This window comes from Aquimarina algiphila, from assembly GCF_947494415.1.
In the GTDB taxonomy this organism is placed as follows: domain Bacteria; phylum Bacteroidota; class Bacteroidia; order Flavobacteriales; family Flavobacteriaceae; genus Aquimarina; species Aquimarina algiphila.
The window spans coordinates 1-19292 of sequence record NZ_CANLVC010000010.1 but is presented as its reverse complement, the minus strand read 5'-3'; the positions used below and the strand labels follow the sequence as shown (position 1 = coordinate 19292).

The 19292-nt window shown below is 33.3% G+C and carries 21 protein-coding genes; 9 read left to right on the top strand and 12 right to left on the bottom strand.

All coding sequences use genetic code 11. From position 1 onward, the window contains the following. The first annotated feature begins 60 nt into the window (after positions 1-60). The 6 genes from PQF96_RS23650 to PQF96_RS23625 all read left to right on the top strand — a co-directional run bounded on the left by PQF96_RS23650 (position 61) and on the right by PQF96_RS23625 (position 7292). Complete coding sequence (locus PQF96_RS23650; protein WP_271768926.1) at positions 61-1362, top strand: NAD(P)/FAD-dependent oxidoreductase; 1302 nt, start codon at positions 61-63, stop codon at positions 1360-1362. A 59-nt stretch (positions 1363-1421) separates the two neighbouring features. Continuing rightward, positions 1422-3020, top strand: a complete 1599-nt coding sequence (locus PQF96_RS23645; protein WP_271768923.1) for a 4Fe-4S binding protein — start codon at positions 1422-1424, stop codon at positions 3018-3020. Positions 3021-3175: 155 nt separating this feature from the next. Further along, positions 3176-3730, top strand: coding sequence for a toxin-antitoxin system YwqK family antitoxin (locus tag PQF96_RS23640; protein ID WP_109434185.1), 555 nt, complete (start codon positions 3176-3178; stop codon positions 3728-3730). Continuing rightward, a complete protein-coding gene (locus PQF96_RS23635; protein WP_109434186.1) occupies positions 3731-4423 on the top strand; it encodes a glycosyltransferase family 2 protein in 693 nt (230 codons plus the stop codon). Continuing rightward, the gene (locus PQF96_RS23630; RefSeq protein WP_109434187.1) at positions 4423-5895 is read left to right on the top strand and encodes a cellulose synthase family protein; all 1473 of its coding nucleotides are present in this window, start codon (positions 4423-4425) and stop codon (positions 5893-5895) included. The genes PQF96_RS23635 and PQF96_RS23630 overlap by 1 nt, the downstream gene beginning before the upstream one ends. After that, the gene (locus tag PQF96_RS23625) at positions 5895-7292 is read left to right on the top strand and encodes a mannosyltransferase (RefSeq protein WP_109434188.1); all 1398 of its coding nucleotides are present in this window, start codon (positions 5895-5897) and stop codon (positions 7290-7292) included. Before PQF96_RS23630 ends, PQF96_RS23625 begins: the two co-directional genes overlap by 1 nt. Here PQF96_RS23625 and PQF96_RS23620 read toward each other — a convergent pair. Further along, positions 7273-8148 (bottom strand): pseudouridine synthase, encoded by an 876-nt coding sequence (locus tag PQF96_RS23620; protein WP_109434189.1) that lies wholly within the window; start codon positions 8146-8148, stop codon positions 7273-7275. The two genes, PQF96_RS23625 and PQF96_RS23620, sit on opposite strands and share 20 nt — an antisense overlap. Before the next feature lie 49 nt (positions 8149-8197). Continuing rightward, positions 8198-9154 carry a carbon-nitrogen hydrolase family protein gene (locus PQF96_RS23615; RefSeq protein ID WP_109434190.1) on the bottom strand — a complete coding sequence of 319 codons (957 nt, stop codon included), beginning with the start codon at positions 9152-9154 and terminating at the stop codon, positions 8198-8200. 576 nt (positions 9155-9730) lie between these two features. On the opposite strand from PQF96_RS23615, the gene PQF96_RS23610 reads away from it, so the two are divergent. Beyond that, positions 9731-10075: a hypothetical protein gene (locus tag PQF96_RS23610; RefSeq protein WP_109434191.1), complete on the top strand. Its 345-nt coding sequence runs from the start codon at positions 9731-9733 to the stop codon at positions 10073-10075. A 55-nt stretch (positions 10076-10130) separates the two neighbouring features. Here the strand turns inward: PQF96_RS23610 and PQF96_RS23605 are convergent, their stop codons facing one another. The 3 genes from PQF96_RS23605 to mvaD form a co-directional block, all read right to left on the bottom strand. Then, positions 10131-11039 carry a geranylgeranylglycerol-phosphate geranylgeranyltransferase gene (locus PQF96_RS23605; protein ID WP_109434192.1) on the bottom strand — a complete coding sequence of 303 codons (909 nt, stop codon included), beginning with the start codon at positions 11037-11039 and terminating at the stop codon, positions 10131-10133. Positions 11040-11051: 12 nt separating this feature from the next. Further along, positions 11052-11987: a mevalonate kinase family protein gene (locus tag PQF96_RS23600; RefSeq protein ID WP_109434193.1), complete on the bottom strand. Its 936-nt coding sequence runs from the start codon at positions 11985-11987 to the stop codon at positions 11052-11054. A gap of 137 nt (positions 11988-12124) precedes the next feature. Beyond that, the gene (gene mvaD, locus PQF96_RS23595; RefSeq protein WP_271768920.1) at positions 12125-13210 is read right to left on the bottom strand and encodes a diphosphomevalonate decarboxylase; all 1086 of its coding nucleotides are present in this window, start codon (positions 13208-13210) and stop codon (positions 12125-12127) included. 101 nt (positions 13211-13311) lie between these two features. Between mvaD and PQF96_RS23590 the strand changes: the two genes are divergently transcribed. Beyond that, positions 13312-13785 (top strand): TspO/MBR family protein, encoded by a 474-nt coding sequence (locus PQF96_RS23590; protein ID WP_109434195.1) that lies wholly within the window; start codon positions 13312-13314, stop codon positions 13783-13785. A gap of 25 nt (positions 13786-13810) precedes the next feature. Further along, on the top strand, positions 13811-14380 hold the full coding sequence (locus tag PQF96_RS23585; RefSeq protein WP_109434196.1) for a TetR/AcrR family transcriptional regulator: 570 nt from the start codon (positions 13811-13813) through the stop codon (positions 14378-14380). 186 nt (positions 14381-14566) lie between these two features. Here PQF96_RS23585 and PQF96_RS23580 read toward each other — a convergent pair whose 3' ends face one another. The 7 genes from PQF96_RS23580 to PQF96_RS23555 form a co-directional block, all read right to left on the bottom strand. Next, positions 14567-15355: a hypothetical protein gene (locus PQF96_RS23580; RefSeq protein ID WP_109434197.1), complete on the bottom strand. Its 789-nt coding sequence runs from the start codon at positions 15353-15355 to the stop codon at positions 14567-14569. A gap of 77 nt (positions 15356-15432) precedes the next feature. After that, positions 15433-15990, bottom strand: a complete 558-nt coding sequence (locus PQF96_RS23575; RefSeq protein ID WP_271768917.1) for a DUF1697 domain-containing protein — start codon at positions 15988-15990, stop codon at positions 15433-15435. Between the two features lie 128 nt (positions 15991-16118). Further along, on the bottom strand, positions 16119-16298 hold the full coding sequence (locus tag PQF96_RS28610; RefSeq protein ID WP_333968229.1) for a hypothetical protein: 180 nt from the start codon (positions 16296-16298) through the stop codon (positions 16119-16121). Between the two features lie 11 nt (positions 16299-16309). Next, positions 16310-16447, bottom strand: a complete 138-nt coding sequence (locus PQF96_RS28605; RefSeq protein ID WP_333968228.1) for a GIY-YIG nuclease family protein — start codon at positions 16445-16447, stop codon at positions 16310-16312. A 132-nt stretch (positions 16448-16579) separates the two neighbouring features. Further along, the gene (locus PQF96_RS23565) at positions 16580-17794 is read right to left on the bottom strand and encodes a BaiN/RdsA family NAD(P)/FAD-dependent oxidoreductase (RefSeq protein ID WP_271768915.1); all 1215 of its coding nucleotides are present in this window, start codon (positions 17792-17794) and stop codon (positions 16580-16582) included. Further along, positions 17791-18471, bottom strand: a complete 681-nt coding sequence (locus PQF96_RS23560; RefSeq protein ID WP_271768912.1) for a glycerophosphodiester phosphodiesterase — start codon at positions 18469-18471, stop codon at positions 17791-17793. The genes PQF96_RS23565 and PQF96_RS23560 overlap by 4 nt, the downstream gene beginning before the upstream one ends. A gap of 191 nt (positions 18472-18662) precedes the next feature. Next, positions 18663-19292: CHAT domain-containing protein (locus PQF96_RS23555; protein WP_271768909.1), on the bottom strand; the 630-nt coding region annotated here is incomplete at its 5' end.

Below are 19292 nucleotides of genomic sequence, written 5' to 3'. Positions count from 1 at the left end.
GACTGATTGATCGAAGTCTTCACTTCTTAGTTAAATATTGACAACCAATAACTATTCTTTATGGAACACATTGTGATTATCGGAAATGGAATTTCAGGGGTTACTGCTGCAAGACATATACGTAAAATGTCTGACAAAAGGATCACTATAGTTTCTGCCGAAACAGATTATTTCTTTTCTCGTACTGCACTTATGTATATTTATATGGGGCATATGAAATTTGAACATACACAACCTTATGAAAATTGGTTTTGGAAAAAAAACAGGATTGAACTTAAAAATAGCTTTGTTTCTAAGATAGATCATCAGGCAAACGAACTTATATTTTCAAATGGAGAAACCCTTGGGTATGATAAGCTTATTCTTGCAGTAGGTTCCAAGCCTAACAAATTTGGATGGCCTGGTCAGGATCTTGATGGTGTAATGGGTATGTATCACAAACAAGACCTTGAAAATCTCGAAAAACATGCTCCAAATAATCAGGTCTGTAAACGAGCTGTGATTGTTGGAGGTGGATTAATAGGTATAGAATTAGCAGAAATGTTGAATTCTCGTAATATTCCCGTTACTTTCTTAGTTCGGGAAAAAAGCTTTTGGGATGCAGTACTACCTGCTGGTGAAAGTGGGATGATTAATCGACATATCCAAAATCATCATATAGACCTTAGATTAGGAACAAACCTTAAAGAAATTATAGCAGATGAGAACGGAAAAGTAAAAGGTGTTGTTGTTCAGGAAACCGGAGAAGTAATTGATTGTAATGTTGTAGGGCTTACTCCTGGAGTATCTCCAAATATAGATTTCTTAAAAGATTCTGGAATTGAATTAGGGCGTGGTATAAAAGTAAATCGATTTCTAGAGACCAACATCCCTAATATATATGCTATCGGGGATTGTGCAGAACAACACGAAGCCATAGGAAATCGTAGACCAATTGAAGCGGTTTGGTATACTGGACGAATGATGGGAGAAACTCTGGCGCAAACCATATGTGGTAACAAAACAGAATATAAACCTGGACATTGGTTTAATAGTGCCAAATTTCTAGATATTGAATATCAAACCTATGGTTGGGTATTTGGTAATCCAAAAGAATATGAACAACAATTTCATTGGATACATGAAGATGACACAAAGTGTATTACTGTATCATACCATAAAGAAACCTCAGAATTCTTAGGCATTAATACATTTGGTATTAGAATGCGTCATGAAGTTTTTGATCAATGGCTAACAGAAAAAAGAGATGTTGACTATGTTATGCAACATCTTCCTGAGGCTAATTTTGATCCAGAATTCTATTCTACATACGAGTCAGAGATACTTTCAGCATATAAAAAATCACAACTTCAAACTGCATAAAACAAAATATAGACCTTACTCGCATTAAAACTTGAGAGGTTTGATTAAAAAAACATACGATGAGTAATAAATTAGATCATAGCATGTCGCTTGCAAATCCTGATACAAAAGGGATTTCTACAAAACAAAAAATAGCTTTAGCTATTGGCTTAATAGGGCTTTTAATTTTGGCTCTTGCCCTTTTAAATACAAACTTCCCTAACCAGGGAGTATTTCTAACACTGTCACTTGGACTAATTACAGCAGGAACAATTTTATTTGCTAATCAAGCCTATTTAACCAAATTAGAAGGAATTAAAAATGATGGTGTCTGGTTTAAATCTATTTCTTCTAGAGGGGTGCTTGGTTGGCTCACCGGTGTTGGATTAACTGCATTCTATATTGTCCTCTATTTTTACCCCGACCTTCTAGGAATGGGTACTGATGGTGTCGCCAATACTGGATTAATAGGCTTATTTGATCCTTTAAGTAGAATATTAAGCGGTAATCCTGCTAGTCAATGGTTTGTTTACGGAACTCTATATACTATTGCAATTATTGCCTTCGGATATAAATTCATTTTAAAATATAGACATAATCGCTACCAGCAAATTCGTACAGTTTCTGTAATGTTTTTCCAATTAGGATTTGCATTCTTGATTCCAGAATTTATGGCCAGATTAAATTCAGAGTCATTTAGTTTACCCTATTATGATCTTAAAAACATGTGGCCGTTAAACTATTATAATTTTGATCAGTATCGAATCGATTCATTTATTAAAGCCGAAACTATTGGATTAGGTTTATTAATTTTTGGGATTGTATCTATATTCGTAATCTCTCCTTTTCTTACCTATAAATTTGGAAAAAGGTGGTACTGCTCCTGGGTTTGTGGTTGTGGTGGATTAGCAGAGACAGCGGGAGATTCTTTTAGACAATTATCTAGTAAAAAGATGAGTGCATGGAAACTTGAGCGTTGGTTAATTCATGCGGTTTTGGTATTTTCTGTAGTAATGACTACTGCCGTTATACATACATATTTAGGATATGATCCAAACAAATATTGGTTAACAAAAGATGTATTCCTGTTAAGCGTAGCTGGATTTCTAACTCTTGTTTTTGCCGGAGTTCTATTTTTCAAGGGTAAAGAACTTGGAAAAGATGCTAAATATGGAGCGATTGGTTTCTTTGTTGTCATTGTAGCCTTAATTGGTATGCATTATACAGGAACAACTTCTGAAGTCTTCTTTTTAAAAGCAGGAGGTTTAAGATCTGCATATGGGTTATATATTGGTTCGATATTCTCTGGAGTTATTGGTACAGGATTTTATCCAATTTTAGGTAACCGAGCATGGTGTAGATTTGGTTGTCCGATGGCTGCGATTCTAGGGTTTCAACAACGATTATTCTCTAAGTTTAGAATTACAACCAATGGTGGACAGTGCATTTCATGTGGAAACTGCTCTACCTATTGTGAAATGGGAATTGATGTACGCTCTTATGCACAAAAAGGTGAAAACATAGTACGATCCAGTTGTGTAGGTTGTGGAGTTTGTTCTGCAGTATGCCCTCGAGGAGTGCTTAAGTTAGAAAATGACAAACTTGATGGTCGTATTAACTCTAATGAAATCTTATTAGGTAATGATGTTGACTTAATGGATTATGTAAATAAAAAATAAACCTTTGATTAGGTAAAAATTGGAATATCATACCCCATGATAAATGCCATATCTAAACTAAAATTTTGGATATGGCATTTTTACTAAAAATAGTTTTTAAAAAATGTTAGTATTACTATTGGTTCTCGTCTAAAGCATCTAATAAGCCAATAATTATGTTTCAAAAGCTTTTCATTCTTTTATTTTTGGTTTCCTTTTTAGGAAATGCAACAACGAATAAGAAAGAATATCATTACGAATATTACAGTAATGGTAGTATAAAAGCTGAAGGGTGGAAATCTGGGGATATTAAAGTCGATTTTTGGTATTTCTATTACCCTAACGGAAAAGTTTCTCATGAAGGACATTTTAAGAAAAACAAAAGAGAAGGATTCTGGTATTTTTACTCAAAAAATGGAAAAAGGCTAAGAGAAGGACATTATAAAAATGATAAAAAAACCGGATACTGGTATTTTTATTCTGAAACTAACAAATTACTTAAAGAAGGGCATTTTGTAGATGATAAAGCTGAGAAATGGTGGATTATTTACGATATTGCAGCCGGAATAACCAGAAAGTACCAATATAAGAATAATAAAAAAGAAGGATACTGTCTATTGTATAAAAACAACAAACTTTTTAAAGCTGAGCGTTATATCGATAACAACAAGACTGGTGAATGGACCGATATTTTTAGTTTTAAAAGGGACAATCCAAACGCTTCTCTATAAATGACTCCCATCATAAACGTTATCATACCCGCTTTTAATGAAGAAGATTCTATCGGACATGTAATCAAAGAGATTCCCGATGTAGTATCCGAGGTCATTGTTGTGAGTAATAATTCTACAGACCGTACAGAAAGTGTTGCAAAAAATGCTGGCGCTACTGTAGTAAAAGAAGAACAAAAAGGATATGGATATGCCTGTTTAAAAGGTATGGAATATATCGCATCAAAAGAAAGCAAACCTGATATCATTGTTTTTTTAGACGGTGATTATAGTGATTACCCAGCAGAACTCACTAAAATTATTGCTCCAATTTTGGAGCAAGATATTGATATGGTTATTGGATCTCGAGTAAAACAACTTAGGGAATCTGGTTCTATGACATTTCCTCAAATATTTGGAAATTGGCTGGCTACAGGGTTAATGAAACTTTTTTTTGGAGCAAAATTTACAGATCTTGGTCCATTTAGAGCTATAAAATATGACACGCTTCTAGCATTAGAAATGATAGATAAAACCTATGGATGGACTGTAGAGATGCAACTAAAAGTATTAAAAAAACGTTATACCTATACCGAAGTGCCTGTGCATTACAAAAAGAGAATTGGTGTCTCAAAAGTTTCTGGAACCATAAAAGGTGCTATATTTGCAGGCGTTAAGATTTTAAGTTGGATTTTTAAATATAGCTTTGCGTAATGGATATTGCTATCATCATAACCTACACAATTGCTTTGCTAATCATATTTATGTATAGTCTGGCACAGCTAAATTTGCTTTTTAATTATCTTAAATCCCGAAAGCAATCTGATAACTCTCCTACTTTTGACTTCTCTAAGGATAAGGAGATTCCAAATGTTACTGTTCAATTACCTGTATTCAATGAATTATATGTTATGGACCGTCTATTGGACAATATTGCTGAACTTGACTATCCTAAAGATAAATTAGAGATACAAGTCTTAGATGACTCAACAGATGAGTCTGTAGTTACTACCGCAAATCGAATTAAGAAATTACAAGAGACTGGCTTAGACATTAAGCATATATGCCGTGAAGACAGAACCGGATTTAAAGCCGGGGCTTTGAAAGAAGGACTTAAGATCGCCAAAGGAGAATTTATTGCCATTTTTGATGCTGATTTTCTTCCTGGAAAAAAATGGTTATTACAAACCATCCCATATTTTAAAGATCAAAACATTGGTGTTGTGCAAACTCGATGGGGACATATTAATAGAGATTACTCTATGCTTACCAAAATTCAGGCTTTTGCATTGGATTTTCATTTCACAATGGAACAGGTTGGCCGTAACTATAAGAATCATTTCATTAATTTTAATGGTACTGCAGGAGTTTGGCGAAAAACTTGTATCGAAGATGCCGGAAACTGGCAAGGAGATACACTAACAGAAGATCTGGATTTAAGTTATAGAGCACAGTTAAAAAAATGGAAGTTTAAATATCTTGAAGAGGTAGAGACACCAGCAGAATTACCCGTTGTAATAAGTGCTGCTCGTTCACAACAATTTAGATGGAATAAAGGTGCCGCAGAAAATTTTCAGAAATTATACTGGAAAATGCTTAAAGATAAAACCGTACCTCTTAAAACAAAATTTCATAGTTTCTTTCACTTGTTAAATAGTAGTATGTTTTTACTAGTATTGCTAGTTGCTATTCTAAGTGTACCTGTTATGTATATCAAAAACAATAATCCATTATTTAGCTGGTATTTTAATGTAATTGCATTTTTTGCCTTAAGTACAGTTATATTTTTCTTTTGTTATTGGCATACATTTAAAAAAATACATGGTAAAGGGTTCTGGAATTTTATGGAATACATAAAAATGTTCTTCACTTTTTTCTCCATCGCTATGGGATTCTCAGTACATAACTCTATGGCTGTTTTAGAAGGACATTTTGGGAAGAAAAGTGAATTTGTTCGTACTCCAAAATTCAATATCAATACTTTGAAGGATTCATGGAAAGGAAATAAATATGTAAGTAAAAACATTTCAGGAAATACTATCATAGAAGCCTTATTAATGGGATATTTTGGATTTGCCTTATATAGTGCTTTCGAACTTCAGGATTTTGGATTGTTTCTATTTCATATTATGTTATTCCTTGGCTTTGGATTTGTATTTTTTAAATCTGTAACCTCTAAGTTGTAATGCTGCAACAATGGAAATATCATAGATTTTCCTTACTTCTTATTCTTATTGGCATTCTCTTTTATTGGAGTTTTGCTTATCAACTTATTCGAACCGATTTTACCAAAATGATTAGCCTTTGGGTAGGAGTATTTATCATTTCATATAAACTTATTCAGCTCAACCCAAACAATTGGAAATTACTAGCTACCGCAGGACTGTTATTTAGAGTTGTATTTATCCTAGCTATCCCCAATTTATCACAGGATTTTTATCGGTTCATTTGGGATGGAAGAATGCTTTTAGAAGGATTCAATCCATACTTATCTTTACCCGAAGTCTTGGTAGCGCAAGGTAATGCTCCTATTGCTCAAGCACAGGAATTATATAATGGGATGGGAGAACTTAATGGCAGTCATTATACAAACTATCCTCCCGTAAGTCAGTTTTGTTATTTTATTGCAGCTTTATTTGCAAGCAAAAGTATTTGGGGCTCTGCAATTATATTGAGACTACTTATTATTCTAGCAGATATAGGTACATTCTTTTTCGGAAAAAAACTACTACAATCTTTACATCTCCCTGAAAAAAGGATTTTTTGGTATATTCTTAATCCTTTTATCATTATCGAACTTACAGGAAATCTTCATTTTGAAGCGGTAATGGTCTTTTTTATTATCTGGTCTTTATACCTTTTGCACAAAGGGTATTGGTATTGGGCTGCAATAATCCTGGCATTATCTGTTTCGGTAAAACTAATTCCACTACTTTTCTTGCCTGTATTTTTTCAGAAATTTGTTTTAGGAGAACAGAAAAGCTTCAACAAGCTCAGCCTGATATCAGGATTACCAAAATTGATAGGGTTTTACAGTATTGTTATTACCGTAGTCTTTCTAACTTTTGCACCGTTCTTATCTGGAGAATTCCTGGCCAATTTTAGTAAAACAATTAGTTTATGGTTTCAGAATTTCGAATTTAATGCCAGTATTTATTTTATCATTCGCTGGATAGGATATCAAATCGTAGGGTGGAATGTCATAGAGACTGCTGGCAAGATCTTACCACTGATAGCTATCATTATTCTTTTAGCAATTACATTCATTAGAACCAATAGAAATACCCCACAGCTTATCACAGGAATGCTACTAGGTATTTGTTCCTATTATTTTTTATCCACCACAGTACACCCCTGGTATATTGCTGTTCCACTATCACTTTGCGTATTTACCAACTATCGATTTGCTATAGTTTGGTCTTTTGCAATTATTTTTAGTTATACTGCTTATATCCACCCTGATTTTAAAGAAAATCTATGGATGGTCGGGCTAGAATACTTTTTAGTATTTTCTGTTTTAATTTGGGAAATCTATCAAAGATTTAAATCTCCTAAGTTAGACGTTACGACATCTTCAAATTAATTACTTCTTGTTCGGTAAGTATTCTCCAATGACCTCGAGGTAAATCTTTTTTGGTTAATCCCGCAAAAATCACTCTATCCAATTTTACTACACTATAATTAAGGTGTTCAAAAAGTTTATGAATGATTCCGTTCTTTGAAGATTGTAATTGAATTCCTATTTCATTTTTAGGAGCCCCTTCTATGTATGAGATTTCATCTACATTAATGAAACCTTCTTCTAATTTAATTCCCTTCTCTATTTTTTGAAGATCTTCAAATTTAAGATTACGTTCTAATTCTACATGAAATATTTTACGTGTACCGCTTTTATGATGCGTTAATTTCTTTTCTAAATCCACATCATTGGTAAACAAAAGTAACCCTGTTGTATTTCTTTCTAATCTGCCCACTGGTTTTAATACAGACTTAGACGCATTAGATACCAAATCCATAACCGTTCTGGTTTTTTCTGGATTAGTACTGGTTACAAAACCTTTGGGTTTATTAAGTAGTACATATTCTTTCTTGTGTGGAGTAATTAAACGTCCATCAAACTTAACCTCATCGGTAAGCTTTACTTTATATCCCATTTCGGTAATAGGTTTTCCATTAACCCATACACTTCCTGTCTGAATGTATAAATCAGCTTCTCTTCTAGAACAAACACCAGAATTCGCTACAAATCTATTCAGTCTTATTTCATCAGAATCATTAATCTTTTTAGGCCCTGTATTATCTTTCTTTACAAATGCCTTACCTTTTGAGAATGATTTATTCTTAAAATTAGATGTAGATCGTTCACTTGCATCTTTTCTTGCTTTCCCATCTCTTTTTCCACTACTCTTCCTTCCTCGAGAATTACCTTCGCCACTCATATCTTAAAATTTTGTGCAAAGATAATTCTTTAAAGCATAGGTTTAACAATTATTCCTTGTTGAAACGAACTGTACTTTGTCGTTCTCTATTCACGTGTAATTGAGTAACATCGGGTCTAGAATAATGACCTACCGGATCAAAATTCTGACGCTCCTGTAATACTCTGTTAAAATCCAAGGTTTCAATCAAAAGACCTTCCTTATTGATAACGGGTTCTAACACCCACTCTCCATCTGGCCCAGCTATACATGAACCTCCATTACCCAAAATTTCGGGAGCTTTCTTTAATATTTCATCCAAATGTGGTGTTGTTGATGGGAAATCTTCTTTTCGCATCAGACTAGAAACAGAAATCACATATGAACGTGATTCTCTTGCTATAAAACGGGTAATATCTTTTGTATTATAATCACTACCTGGCCATACGGCAATATGTAGATTTTCTCCTTGACCATATAATGCTACTCTAGGTAAGGGCATCCAATTTTCCCAACAATTTAATCCTCCCACAGTAAATTCCTTTAATGGATGTACCAAAAGTCCGTTACCATCGCCCGGAGACCAGGTCAAACGCTCTTCATAAGTCGGTTGTAATTTGCGATGTACCGATTTAATTTCCCCCTTTTGGTCAATATATACCAAAGAAGCATACAAACTATGGCCTCCTCTATCCAAAGGTCGTTCTATAATTCCTAAATAAATAGCAATATTATGCTCCTCTGCAAGATCACAAATAGAGTCTAAATCTCCATTTTCTATCACAATAGAATTCTGAGCATAATGTGCATGAATTTCTTTTTGAACTGTACTATTAAATTGCGCTCCATCGGTTAGTGATACCCAAAATGGATATCCCGGTAGCAAAGATTCACCAAAAATGACTAGTTCTGCTTTTTTAGAAGCAGCTTCTACTATTGAGTTTTCAATCTTTTTAATTGTAGCTCCCTTATCTAACCAGACAGGGGAGATTTGAGCAAGTGCAACCGTTAATAATTGGTCTTTCATCAGTTTATTTTATTGTTTTAGAGGTCAGATGGAATCTTTGACGATTAAAAATAATCATTTTTGTAATTCTTAAAGATTATTTTAATCGTGTCGGTTTCATTAGTTAAAATTTATTATTTCCAAGAATTATATAGCATTCCTATATATTTCTACGTTATTTACTTCAAATTTCTCAGGAAATCTCGTCTAAGGTTAACAAATGCTTAACATGCAAAAAACTGATTTACAACGCGTTAATTCAATTCATTAGCATTACTGCAAAACCTCAACTTAACATTAACCTAACATTAGAACACCTCCAAAAAACAAGATATTGATAGTATTCTACTGTAAATATTAAGGATGTCATATCCAATCTTAAGTTTCATATCCATTCCTAAAAAGTAAACATATAAAAACTATTTATTCCTCAAAGTTTAATTTACGTTAAAACATACTCTTTTTTACCTAATCGTAATGATTGGAATACGTTATGGTAAAGTAAAATGCTCAAACACATGAATATTCGATACTACATTTGTCATATAAAATTAGAAAAAAACATATTTAAATACTCAAATCTAAAAAACAACAAAAATGAAAAAGTTAACAATTTTATTCGCAGTATTCGTATTAGGGTCGACGCAAATTTTTGCTTCTAATGATAATCCTATCAACTCTGAGCAACAGTTAAGAAATCAAATCGCTGTCCTTTTAGAAAGTCCAGAGATTCTTGTAGAAAATGATACACTTAACGCTAAAATCGAATTCACTTTAAATGGTGAAGGTGAGATCGTAGTATTATCTGTAGATACAAAAGAAAGTACGGTAAAAAACTACGTAAAATCAAGATTGAATTACAAAAAAATAGATTCAGAAATTGCAAATATCGGTAGTAAAATATTTAGAATTTCTTTAAAAATCTTAAAGCCCCGAGCATAAATTTAACCTCTTATGATCATGCAAAGCAGTTGTATTTATTGCAGCTGCTTTTTTTTTACCATAAAATCTTATCTAAAATTATATTCACATCAATTAATATAATGCTGAATGTTCCCGAGACAATAATTAGCTTTAAGATATTATGTAGCCAAACATAATGTGTTCTCCCTTTTGATCTCCACAGTCCTAAAAGAAAAGCAAAAAGGAGTATTATACATGCATAAAAATAAAGATACATGTATCCAACTTCATATCGAGTGAGTAGTAAATAAATAGGAAGCCAGGAAGCCAAAATTAAAACACTTAATATCCTTTTAGAGATTAATTCTCCATATACAATGGGTATTGTTTTATAATTATTCGCAAAATCTCCTCTTAAATTCCCCAGATCTTTGATCATTTCTCTCATGATTAACATTAGAAATAAAAACGTGGCATGAACAAAAATAACTTCATCAAAGTTTTTATAATAGATAAATACTGCAAAAAATGGAGTTATCGCCAATAAAGATGCTATAATATTACCTATGATAGGAAATTTCTTGAGCTTATGAGAGTAAAACCAGATTCCAAAAATATACAACGAAAAAAAGATTACAGCTCGAAACGAAACATAGCTAGCACAAACCACAGAGAGAAAATTAAGTACAAAATACCCTGTGAGTCTTGTACGCTGACTCACCAACCTGTCTAACATCGTTTTTTGTGGTCTATTGATGAGATCTTTTTCTTTATCATAAAAATTATTAATAATATATCCAGCTGCAATTACTCCTGCAGAAGCTAAAACAATAACAAATAGATTTGGATCCAGAATAACATCCCGAATTCTAATATGTGGAGCCAGAATAAAAATTGAAGTAAGATATTGTGCAAGAACAATGATAAGGATATTGTACCCTCTAACAATAGAAAATAAACTCAATAATTTAAGAAGAATGAGTTTGTTTTTTCTGGTAAGCATAGGTAATGCTTATTAAAAATTGTAAACTACCTCTAGTTTATAATCCTTAAGTGAAGCTTGTGCTTTATCAAAATCCTGGGTAAAGCCTAAAATATAACCTCCTCCTCCTGAACCGCATAATTTGAGGTAATAATCATTAGTTTCTATCCCATGCTGCCATAACTTATGGAATTGCTTAGGAATCATTGGTTTAAAATTATGCAAAACCACATGTGAAAGTTCTTTTATATTCGAGAATAAAGACTTAACATCTCCTTTAAGGAAATCGTCTACACAAGCATCTGTATATTTAACAAACTGAGTTTTTAGCATATTGCGAAAACCTTCTTGTTTCATACTCTCCATAAAGATGCTTACCATAGGAGCTGTTTCTCCAACAATACCACTATCTAACAAGAAAACCGCTCCCTTTTTATCTACAGTACTTTGCGAAGGAATTCCTGCTGGTTCTATATCATCCTTAGAATGAATAAGGATTGGTAAACTCAAATAACTATTAAGCGGATCTAAACCAGAGCTTTTACCATGAAAGAAAGACTCCATAAGTCCAAAAACAGCCTTAAGCTTTAATAATTTATCACGAGTAAGATTCTCTAAAACTGTTATTTTATCTTCTGCATACTTATCATAAATCGCAGCCACTAATGCTCCACTACTTCCCACACCGTATCCTTGCGGAATACTGCTATCAAAATACATCCCAGAATTAATATCTGTATATAGTTTTTCAAAATCAAACTTTACTACCCCTTGATCTTGAACTCCCTCAAGATAGGTAGCAAAATTTTTAAGATGAGCATTGGATTCGATAGCTTCCTGATCTGGTGTATCGGATACTTTTAGTGCTCCTTTAAAGAAATTATATGGTATAGAAAGACCTTTGGAATCCTTAATAATACCATACTCTCCAAACAAAAGTATTTTAGAATAAAATAATGGTCCTTTCATCTGTTCTTTTTATTGTTTATCATTTCTCATAAATTCTATCATTACTACGTTTTGTTGAGATTTACTCAACAATACTGACTCAATAGATGATTTGTATATGAGTTCTATCTAAATTTGTCTCCCCTATTAGGATAAAGTTACACTATTTTTGCTCCCCATCCTATTTTGTCACAAATATACTGACCATTCTGACAATAAGCAACTAACTCGCTGGTTATGAAATCTAAAACTTCATTTTTCTCAGAATTTGGATATAAAACATGCACATTTGCACCGGCATCCAATGTAAAACAAACCTTAGACCCTGTTGTTTTTCGATATTCCCAAATTTTCTGAATTACAGATAACGTATTAGGTTTCATTAATATAAAATAAGGCAAAGAAGTCATCATCATTGCATGTAATGTAAGGGCTTCGCTTTCTACCACTTCAATAAAAGTATCGATATCACCAGAAATTAATATCTCCTTCAACTTTGAAATATTACCCGAAGCTTGTTCGAATCTTTTTGTAGCAAAAGGGTGGCCGTGCATCAAATCGTGACCAACAGTACTACTTACTTGTTTCTCTCCTTTATCTATTAATAAAATTGTATCCTGATATGTATCGAAGTTTTGATGAACAGTATAAGGAAAAGGGACTGCAAACGCATCGCTACTTCCCTCAATATCATTGTGTTTTCCCCAAACCGTTACTGGCCCTTCTATGCTTCGACAAGCACTACCAGAACCTAAACGAGACAAGAATGAAGCTTTTTGAAGAAGTTCTGCTTCAGAAATATCTGGGTTTATTTTTTTTTCTAATTGCATCAGGCAATATGCTAAAGCACTCATCCCGCTAGCAGAAGAAGCAATGCCACTACTATGCGGAAATGTATTACTGGTTTCTATCGTAAACTTATATTCTTTCAAAAAAAGAAGGTATTTCTGAATTCTATCAAAAAAGTTTTGAATTTTAGGTTTAAAGTCTGGTTTTGGTTTTCCTTCAAAAAATAAATCAAAATCAAAATCTTCTGAAGCACTATCTAGTTTCTTATATCTTAAGGTTGTCGTTGTTTTACAATGATCCAATGTAAAGCTAATGGATGCATTTTCTGGCAGTTGAACTGGACGCTTACCCCAATATTTTACCAAAGCAATATTACTGGGTGAGGTGCAACTTATGGTTCCTTCTTCTGGTAATTCTGAAATTTTGGATGACGCAAACTCGGGATAATCTGTCATGATATGTAATAAATTTTAGCAAAGATAAGTGCTATAGTATATTTAAACCGTATTGCTAGTGAAAATAAATTGCTATTTTAGTACTGCACTAACTTATTTCAATGAAAAAAAAGTTATTTCGTATTGGTATTTCTGTATTATTGTGTGTTTTTATTGGATTTTTGAGTAGTATTGCTACGCAAACTTCAATTGACACTTGGTATACAGCATTAAACAAACCTTCTTTCACTCCTCCAAATTGGATTTTTGGACCCGTGTGGATTGTACTCTATATAATGATGGGTATTTCAGCAGGAATTGTTTGGAGCAAAGGTTTTTATCATAAATGGGTAAAAATTGCGTTATACCATTTTGGGTTTCAATTGTTACTTAATGCTGCATGGTCCATTTTTTTCTTTGGACTACAAAACCCATTAATTGCACTATTGGATATTATAGCCCTATTTATCCTATTGCTGTTCACCATTAAATGGTTTACAGTAGTAAACTCTACCGCCGCTTACCTACTTATCCCTTACGTTGTTTGGGTTGCTTTTGCGACCGCATTAAATTTCGGCATATGGCAACTAAATTAAACTAAGGAATAAGGAATATCATTTTATGAGTAAAAAAGCAATAGTCCTACAGACTACTCTAGAATTAATAACTAAACAAGGCATAAATGCCACTTCTCTTTCTCAAATTATTAAAGAATCAGGCGTGGCTAATGGAACCGTATATCATCATTTTAAGAATAAAGAAGAAATCATTACAGAACTTTATTTGATGCTTACCCAAGATTTTGGGACAGTGGTTATGAGAAATATCCCAGAGGATGACATTAAAAAACAATTTACAGTAATGTGGCTTAATCTGTTTTATTATTTTGTCAATAATCCACTTGCTTTTATATTTTCTGAACAAATCGCACGTTCGCCAGAAATCCCACAATCCTTGAAGGATAAAGCTAGGCAATATTATAATGAAATAGAAAGTTATTTTAAAATGGGTATAAAACGTAAGGTTTTTAAATCGTATAATACTCTGGTCATGGAAGAATTATTCTTTGGTAATGTTGTATCTCTTGTAAAAATCCATGAAAATGAGCAGGTCAATCTTCAGGAAAAACACATTAATCAGGCTATCGAAATTTCCTGGAGAGGTTTTCTAAAAGATCAGACCATTATTTAGAAGGCTAAAAATATATGAATATCTACTTTTTGGCACTATTGATGGGTATGTTTCGTACTAAAACAAGTTGAAGGGCACAAATGAATTATGATGTCTATTACAATAATAATCCCGCCAAAGAGCGGGATTACCTTGTCTCAATCATTTTGAAAGCCCACCAAGGTGGATTTTCAAAACAGGTTTTACTTAGTTAAATACAATATTTACACAGGATTCTTTGTATAAGTTTTTTAACACAAATTCTACTGCTTTTCTGGGATTGTTTGCTTTTCCAATTTGTCCTCCTTTGAGTGTTAATTTTCCCGTGTCTTTGTTCCAATAAAATTCTTTGTTATCCGATTTGATAATCCGTTTATTGTTTTTGGTCGTGACCTGAAAAGCTCCGAGAGCCTGGCTGTATTCTAATCCCGATGGAAAATAGACTTCTGTAACAAATTTTGTAGTTCCCTTTTCATATACATAGCAAATACATTCACCAATATCTTTTGCTTCAGAAACTCTAACCATATTGTTTTGAACAATTTTCCAACCGCCATTAACTCGTATACCAACTACATCCATTAACATGGTTCCTTTTTCTGCAATTTTTTTTTCGATATAGGATTCAAAATTAATCACCGCAGAGATAGTGCCAGCTCTTTCTTTTTGGCTTTGAAACACAATTTTCTCTACCGTTAATTTAAACCTATAATTATCATCATTAATAATATCATCTAACTGAGAAGCGATATCTTCTTTTTCATAATTTTTTCTCACTAAGGCTCCGGATAAATTTACATACACTGTATTTCCACTGTATTTATCATCGAATAAATTTAGAACATCTTCTTTTTGAGTTCCCTGCGTTAAAGCATTCATCTTATTGATATAATCCACCAATAGCTTTTTAATAGGATCTTTTTCACCGAATGCATATCCGTGGTCAATACCACAGAATAAAAATATGAAGGTAAGGGTAAGTGTAATTTTTTTCATAGTTAACAAGGTGTTAGTTAAACCCTATTAATTTACAAAAAATTACGGAAAATCGCAAGTCAAAATAACTTAATTTTTTAATCTAATTTACTTAATTCCAGTAGTTTGATTACTGTTTTCAGGTTTCTGGTAGTCGCTGTAGATTGCAGTTTTTTCTCAAAGAAATTATTGTTCAATTTGGTTTTTCCATATCCATTAGCCGCATAAAAATACACCACATCTTTTGCTATGACAAACTCTTCATTTCCTGAACGTGCAGTGGTAGATTCTACATCTTCTATATCTTTATGATCCGGCATTCTGGAAAGCAAAGTAAAATACATTTTTTTATCCTCAATTTCCTTAGCTTCAAGTCGCTTCAAAAATGGGTTATTATCATAAATAGTGGTTAACATTTCCCGAGTTAATACTAATACTGGGACATCAAAACCAAATTGAGTTAAAATTTCTTTTTTGATGATATCGGTAAATGTCAACATATCTTTTTTATGTTGAAAAACAATATTTCCACTTTGAATATAGGTGCTAACCGAAGTGCATCCTAATTCTTCAAACATTATTTTAAGATCTGCCATTATAATTTTTTTCTGGCCGCTAACATTTATTCCTCTAAGTAATGCTATATATGTTTTCATTGTTCTTATTTATATTTAATTCTATCCTTCGACAGCCTCAGGATGACGGGCGTTTATATCATTGCCAATTTACATGATAACTAAAATACTAGCACAACTTTGTTAAAAAGCAATTAAGAGACTCTAGGTCAGTCTGAGCTTGTCGAAGACTCGTCATGTTTATTAATTTTATTTCCAAACTGTTCGTAGTTTTTAGAATACTCTACTAATTTACCCCAGTTTTCTTCAATTAACGCTATTTTCTTTCTTCGACTCCATCCTTTTACCTGCTTTTCCATTCGTATAGCTTCATTTGGGCTTGTGAACATTTCAAACCACTTTAAAATTTATTATAAGTATAACAACCAAGTTTCTTACCTTCATTATGTTCGTTCATTCTTCTTTCTAAGTCATTTGTCATTCCGGTATAAAAAGAGCCATCACTACATTCTACAATATATGCATAATAGTATTTCATAATTTATATTTACGGTAAGCTCATTATCCTTCGATAGGCTCAGGATGACATGCGTTTATATCTCATTATCAACAATGAACCATTAGCATGTGTGATTCTGTCGAGAGCCTCAGAGTGAAAAGAATATTGAAATTATTCTTTAGAAGCTATTGCTTTTGCAGCAATAAAAGCTCCAGTCCATGCATTCTGAAAATTAAACCCTCCTGTTATCGCATCTATATTGAGTACTTCTCCTGCAAAATACAAATTCTGATATTTCTTACTTTCATAGGTTTTAAAATTCACTTCTTTAAGATCAATTCCACCAGCGGTTACAAATTCTTCTTTAAATGTACTTTTTCCGTTTACTTTAAAAATTCCTCTGGTCAATTGTTCAGAAAGTGTTCTAAACTGTACTTTATTTGCATCTGCCCAACGAGTGTCACTTTGTATTCCTGAAGCTAACATCAGGCTCTGCCATAACCTCTTTGGCAGATCAAATTGGGCATAAGTATATAGTTGTTGTTTTGGATATTGATTCTTTAATTCCTTAAGCATTTCTAAAACTTCTTCCTGAGTATAATGCTGAAGCCAATTGACAATAATCTCAAAATTATACTCATTTTTATTGAGTTCGATTGCTCCCCATGCCGAAAGTTTTAAAATTGCAGGGCCACTCATCCCCCAATGAGTAATCAGTAAAGGCCCCTCACTGGATAATTTTGAATTCTTAACCTGCACTGATGCATTTGTCACTACTCCTGGTAAGGCTTTAATTCTAGAATCTTTGATATTAAAGGTAAATAATGAAGGAACTGCTGCTATTGTTTTATGTCCTAAATCCTGTAGTATCTTCCATATTTTGGGATTACTACCTGTTGCAATCATAAGTTTAGTAGCAGTAAATGTTCCCTGACTCGTTTCAATGGTCCACCCTTCTCCTATTTGATCAAAATGCTTAACGGCATGACCGGTTAAAATTTTTATCCCTAATCGTTTTGTTTCTGATAAAAAGCAATTAATTATAGTCTCCGAAGAATCTGAAACTGGAAATATCCTACCATCTTCTTCTATTTTAAGGGCTACTCCGCGACGATCAAACCAATCCATAGTATCACCAGTCATAAATGTATGAAAAGGCCCTTTGAGCTCCTTTTCACCTCTGGGATAGTTTTTGGTAAGTTCGTTGGGAATAAATTCTGCATGGGTCACATTACATCGCCCACCACCAGATACGCGTACTTTAGAAAGGACATCTTTACCCCGTTCTAAAATAGCAATTCTTAATTCTGGAGTATGTTCTGCCAGATTAATCGCGGTAAAAAAACCAGCCGCACCTCCACCAACAATTATTACATCATAGTTCATGACGCAAAATTCGGAAAATCTGTGATGATACCATCAACTTTCCATGATTTTGATTGCTGTATGAGTTCAGCAGTATTTACAGTCCACACATACACCATATATCCTTCTGCCTTAGCGACATTTACCTCATCTTGGGTTAGTGAATAAATAGGAGGATGTACAGAAAAAGCTTTCAGTTTTTTTGCAACGGGCAAAGCTTTGGTTATAGTATCTTCGGTAAGTACCCCTAGTTTAAATTTTGAGGTTATCGTTTTCACATCAAATAACTGTGTATGATCAAAACTTGAAATGATAAAATCGTCATATTCCCATTTTGAAGTTCTGATATGTGCTTCTAACAAAGTAACCGCTATGACTCCGGTATTTTTTCCTTTTAACTCTACATTGAGCATGCATTGTCCATCAATCAGATCTAACACCTGACTTAGTGTAGGGATCATAAATCCTTCTTCGGTAGTAAATTGTTCTAATTCTAGCAAAGTATAGTCAGATACGTTTCCTTTTCCGGTAGTGGTTCTATCCAATGTTTCATCATGTATTACAACTAGCTCCCCACTTTTACAACGATGTACATCAATCTCAATACCATCTACTTTATGCTTTAAGGCTTCTTTGATAGATTCTAATGTATTTTCGGCAACTAAGCCAGCCGCACCACGATGCCCAAATATTTTCATGAGTTCTTGTTTTTTATGCCAGAAGTCTGATGACCGAAGCAAGGTATAAAAGTACAGAAATATACATCTCAAACCTATCGTATTCTATTTGTCATTCCAGACTTGATTCAGAATCCATTTTTAAATACGTTATTATGGATTCCAGTCTTTAGTTTATACTGAGGGTTTTTAAAAACCTGACAAGGCTATTATTAATTCTTTCTCCTCCTATACCAAAACCCTATCCATAACAACATTCCTACACATCCTAATCCTAGTATCCAATACCATAATGATGTACTCTCAAAATGCATGGGTGCTGCATCTCCTACCAAATAAAATGCTCCCCAATAAAAAGGCTGTGTACGATTAATATCTGCCGTAGCTAGGTATTGTAATTTGGCTTGTTGCAAGGCCTTGGCTTTATTCATGCCTTGTTTAAGATTGGTATAGAAATATTTCATCACCTGCGGAGTGGTTTGATCTGATACTTCCCAACGGGTCAATAGCAGGCTTTTGATCCCTGCATACTGAAAAGCACTGCCCAAACTCATAATCCCCTCGCCTTTGGCAATTTTACCAGTTCCTGTATTACAAGCACTTAAAACTGTAAGCTCTGCCGGAATATCCAAAGCAAAAAGTTCGTGGCTATAGAGTAGATTATCCTCTATAGTATCCTTGCTTTTGGTAAAATAGAGTTTAGAGTTCTCTGGACGTTCATTATCTACCTCACCATGCAAAGCCAGGTGAAGGATATTATAGTAGCCTGCATTCTTCTTAAAATTAGTTTCTATGGCTTGTGATCCAAAATAATACTGCCCATCGATAATATCAGAGATCGC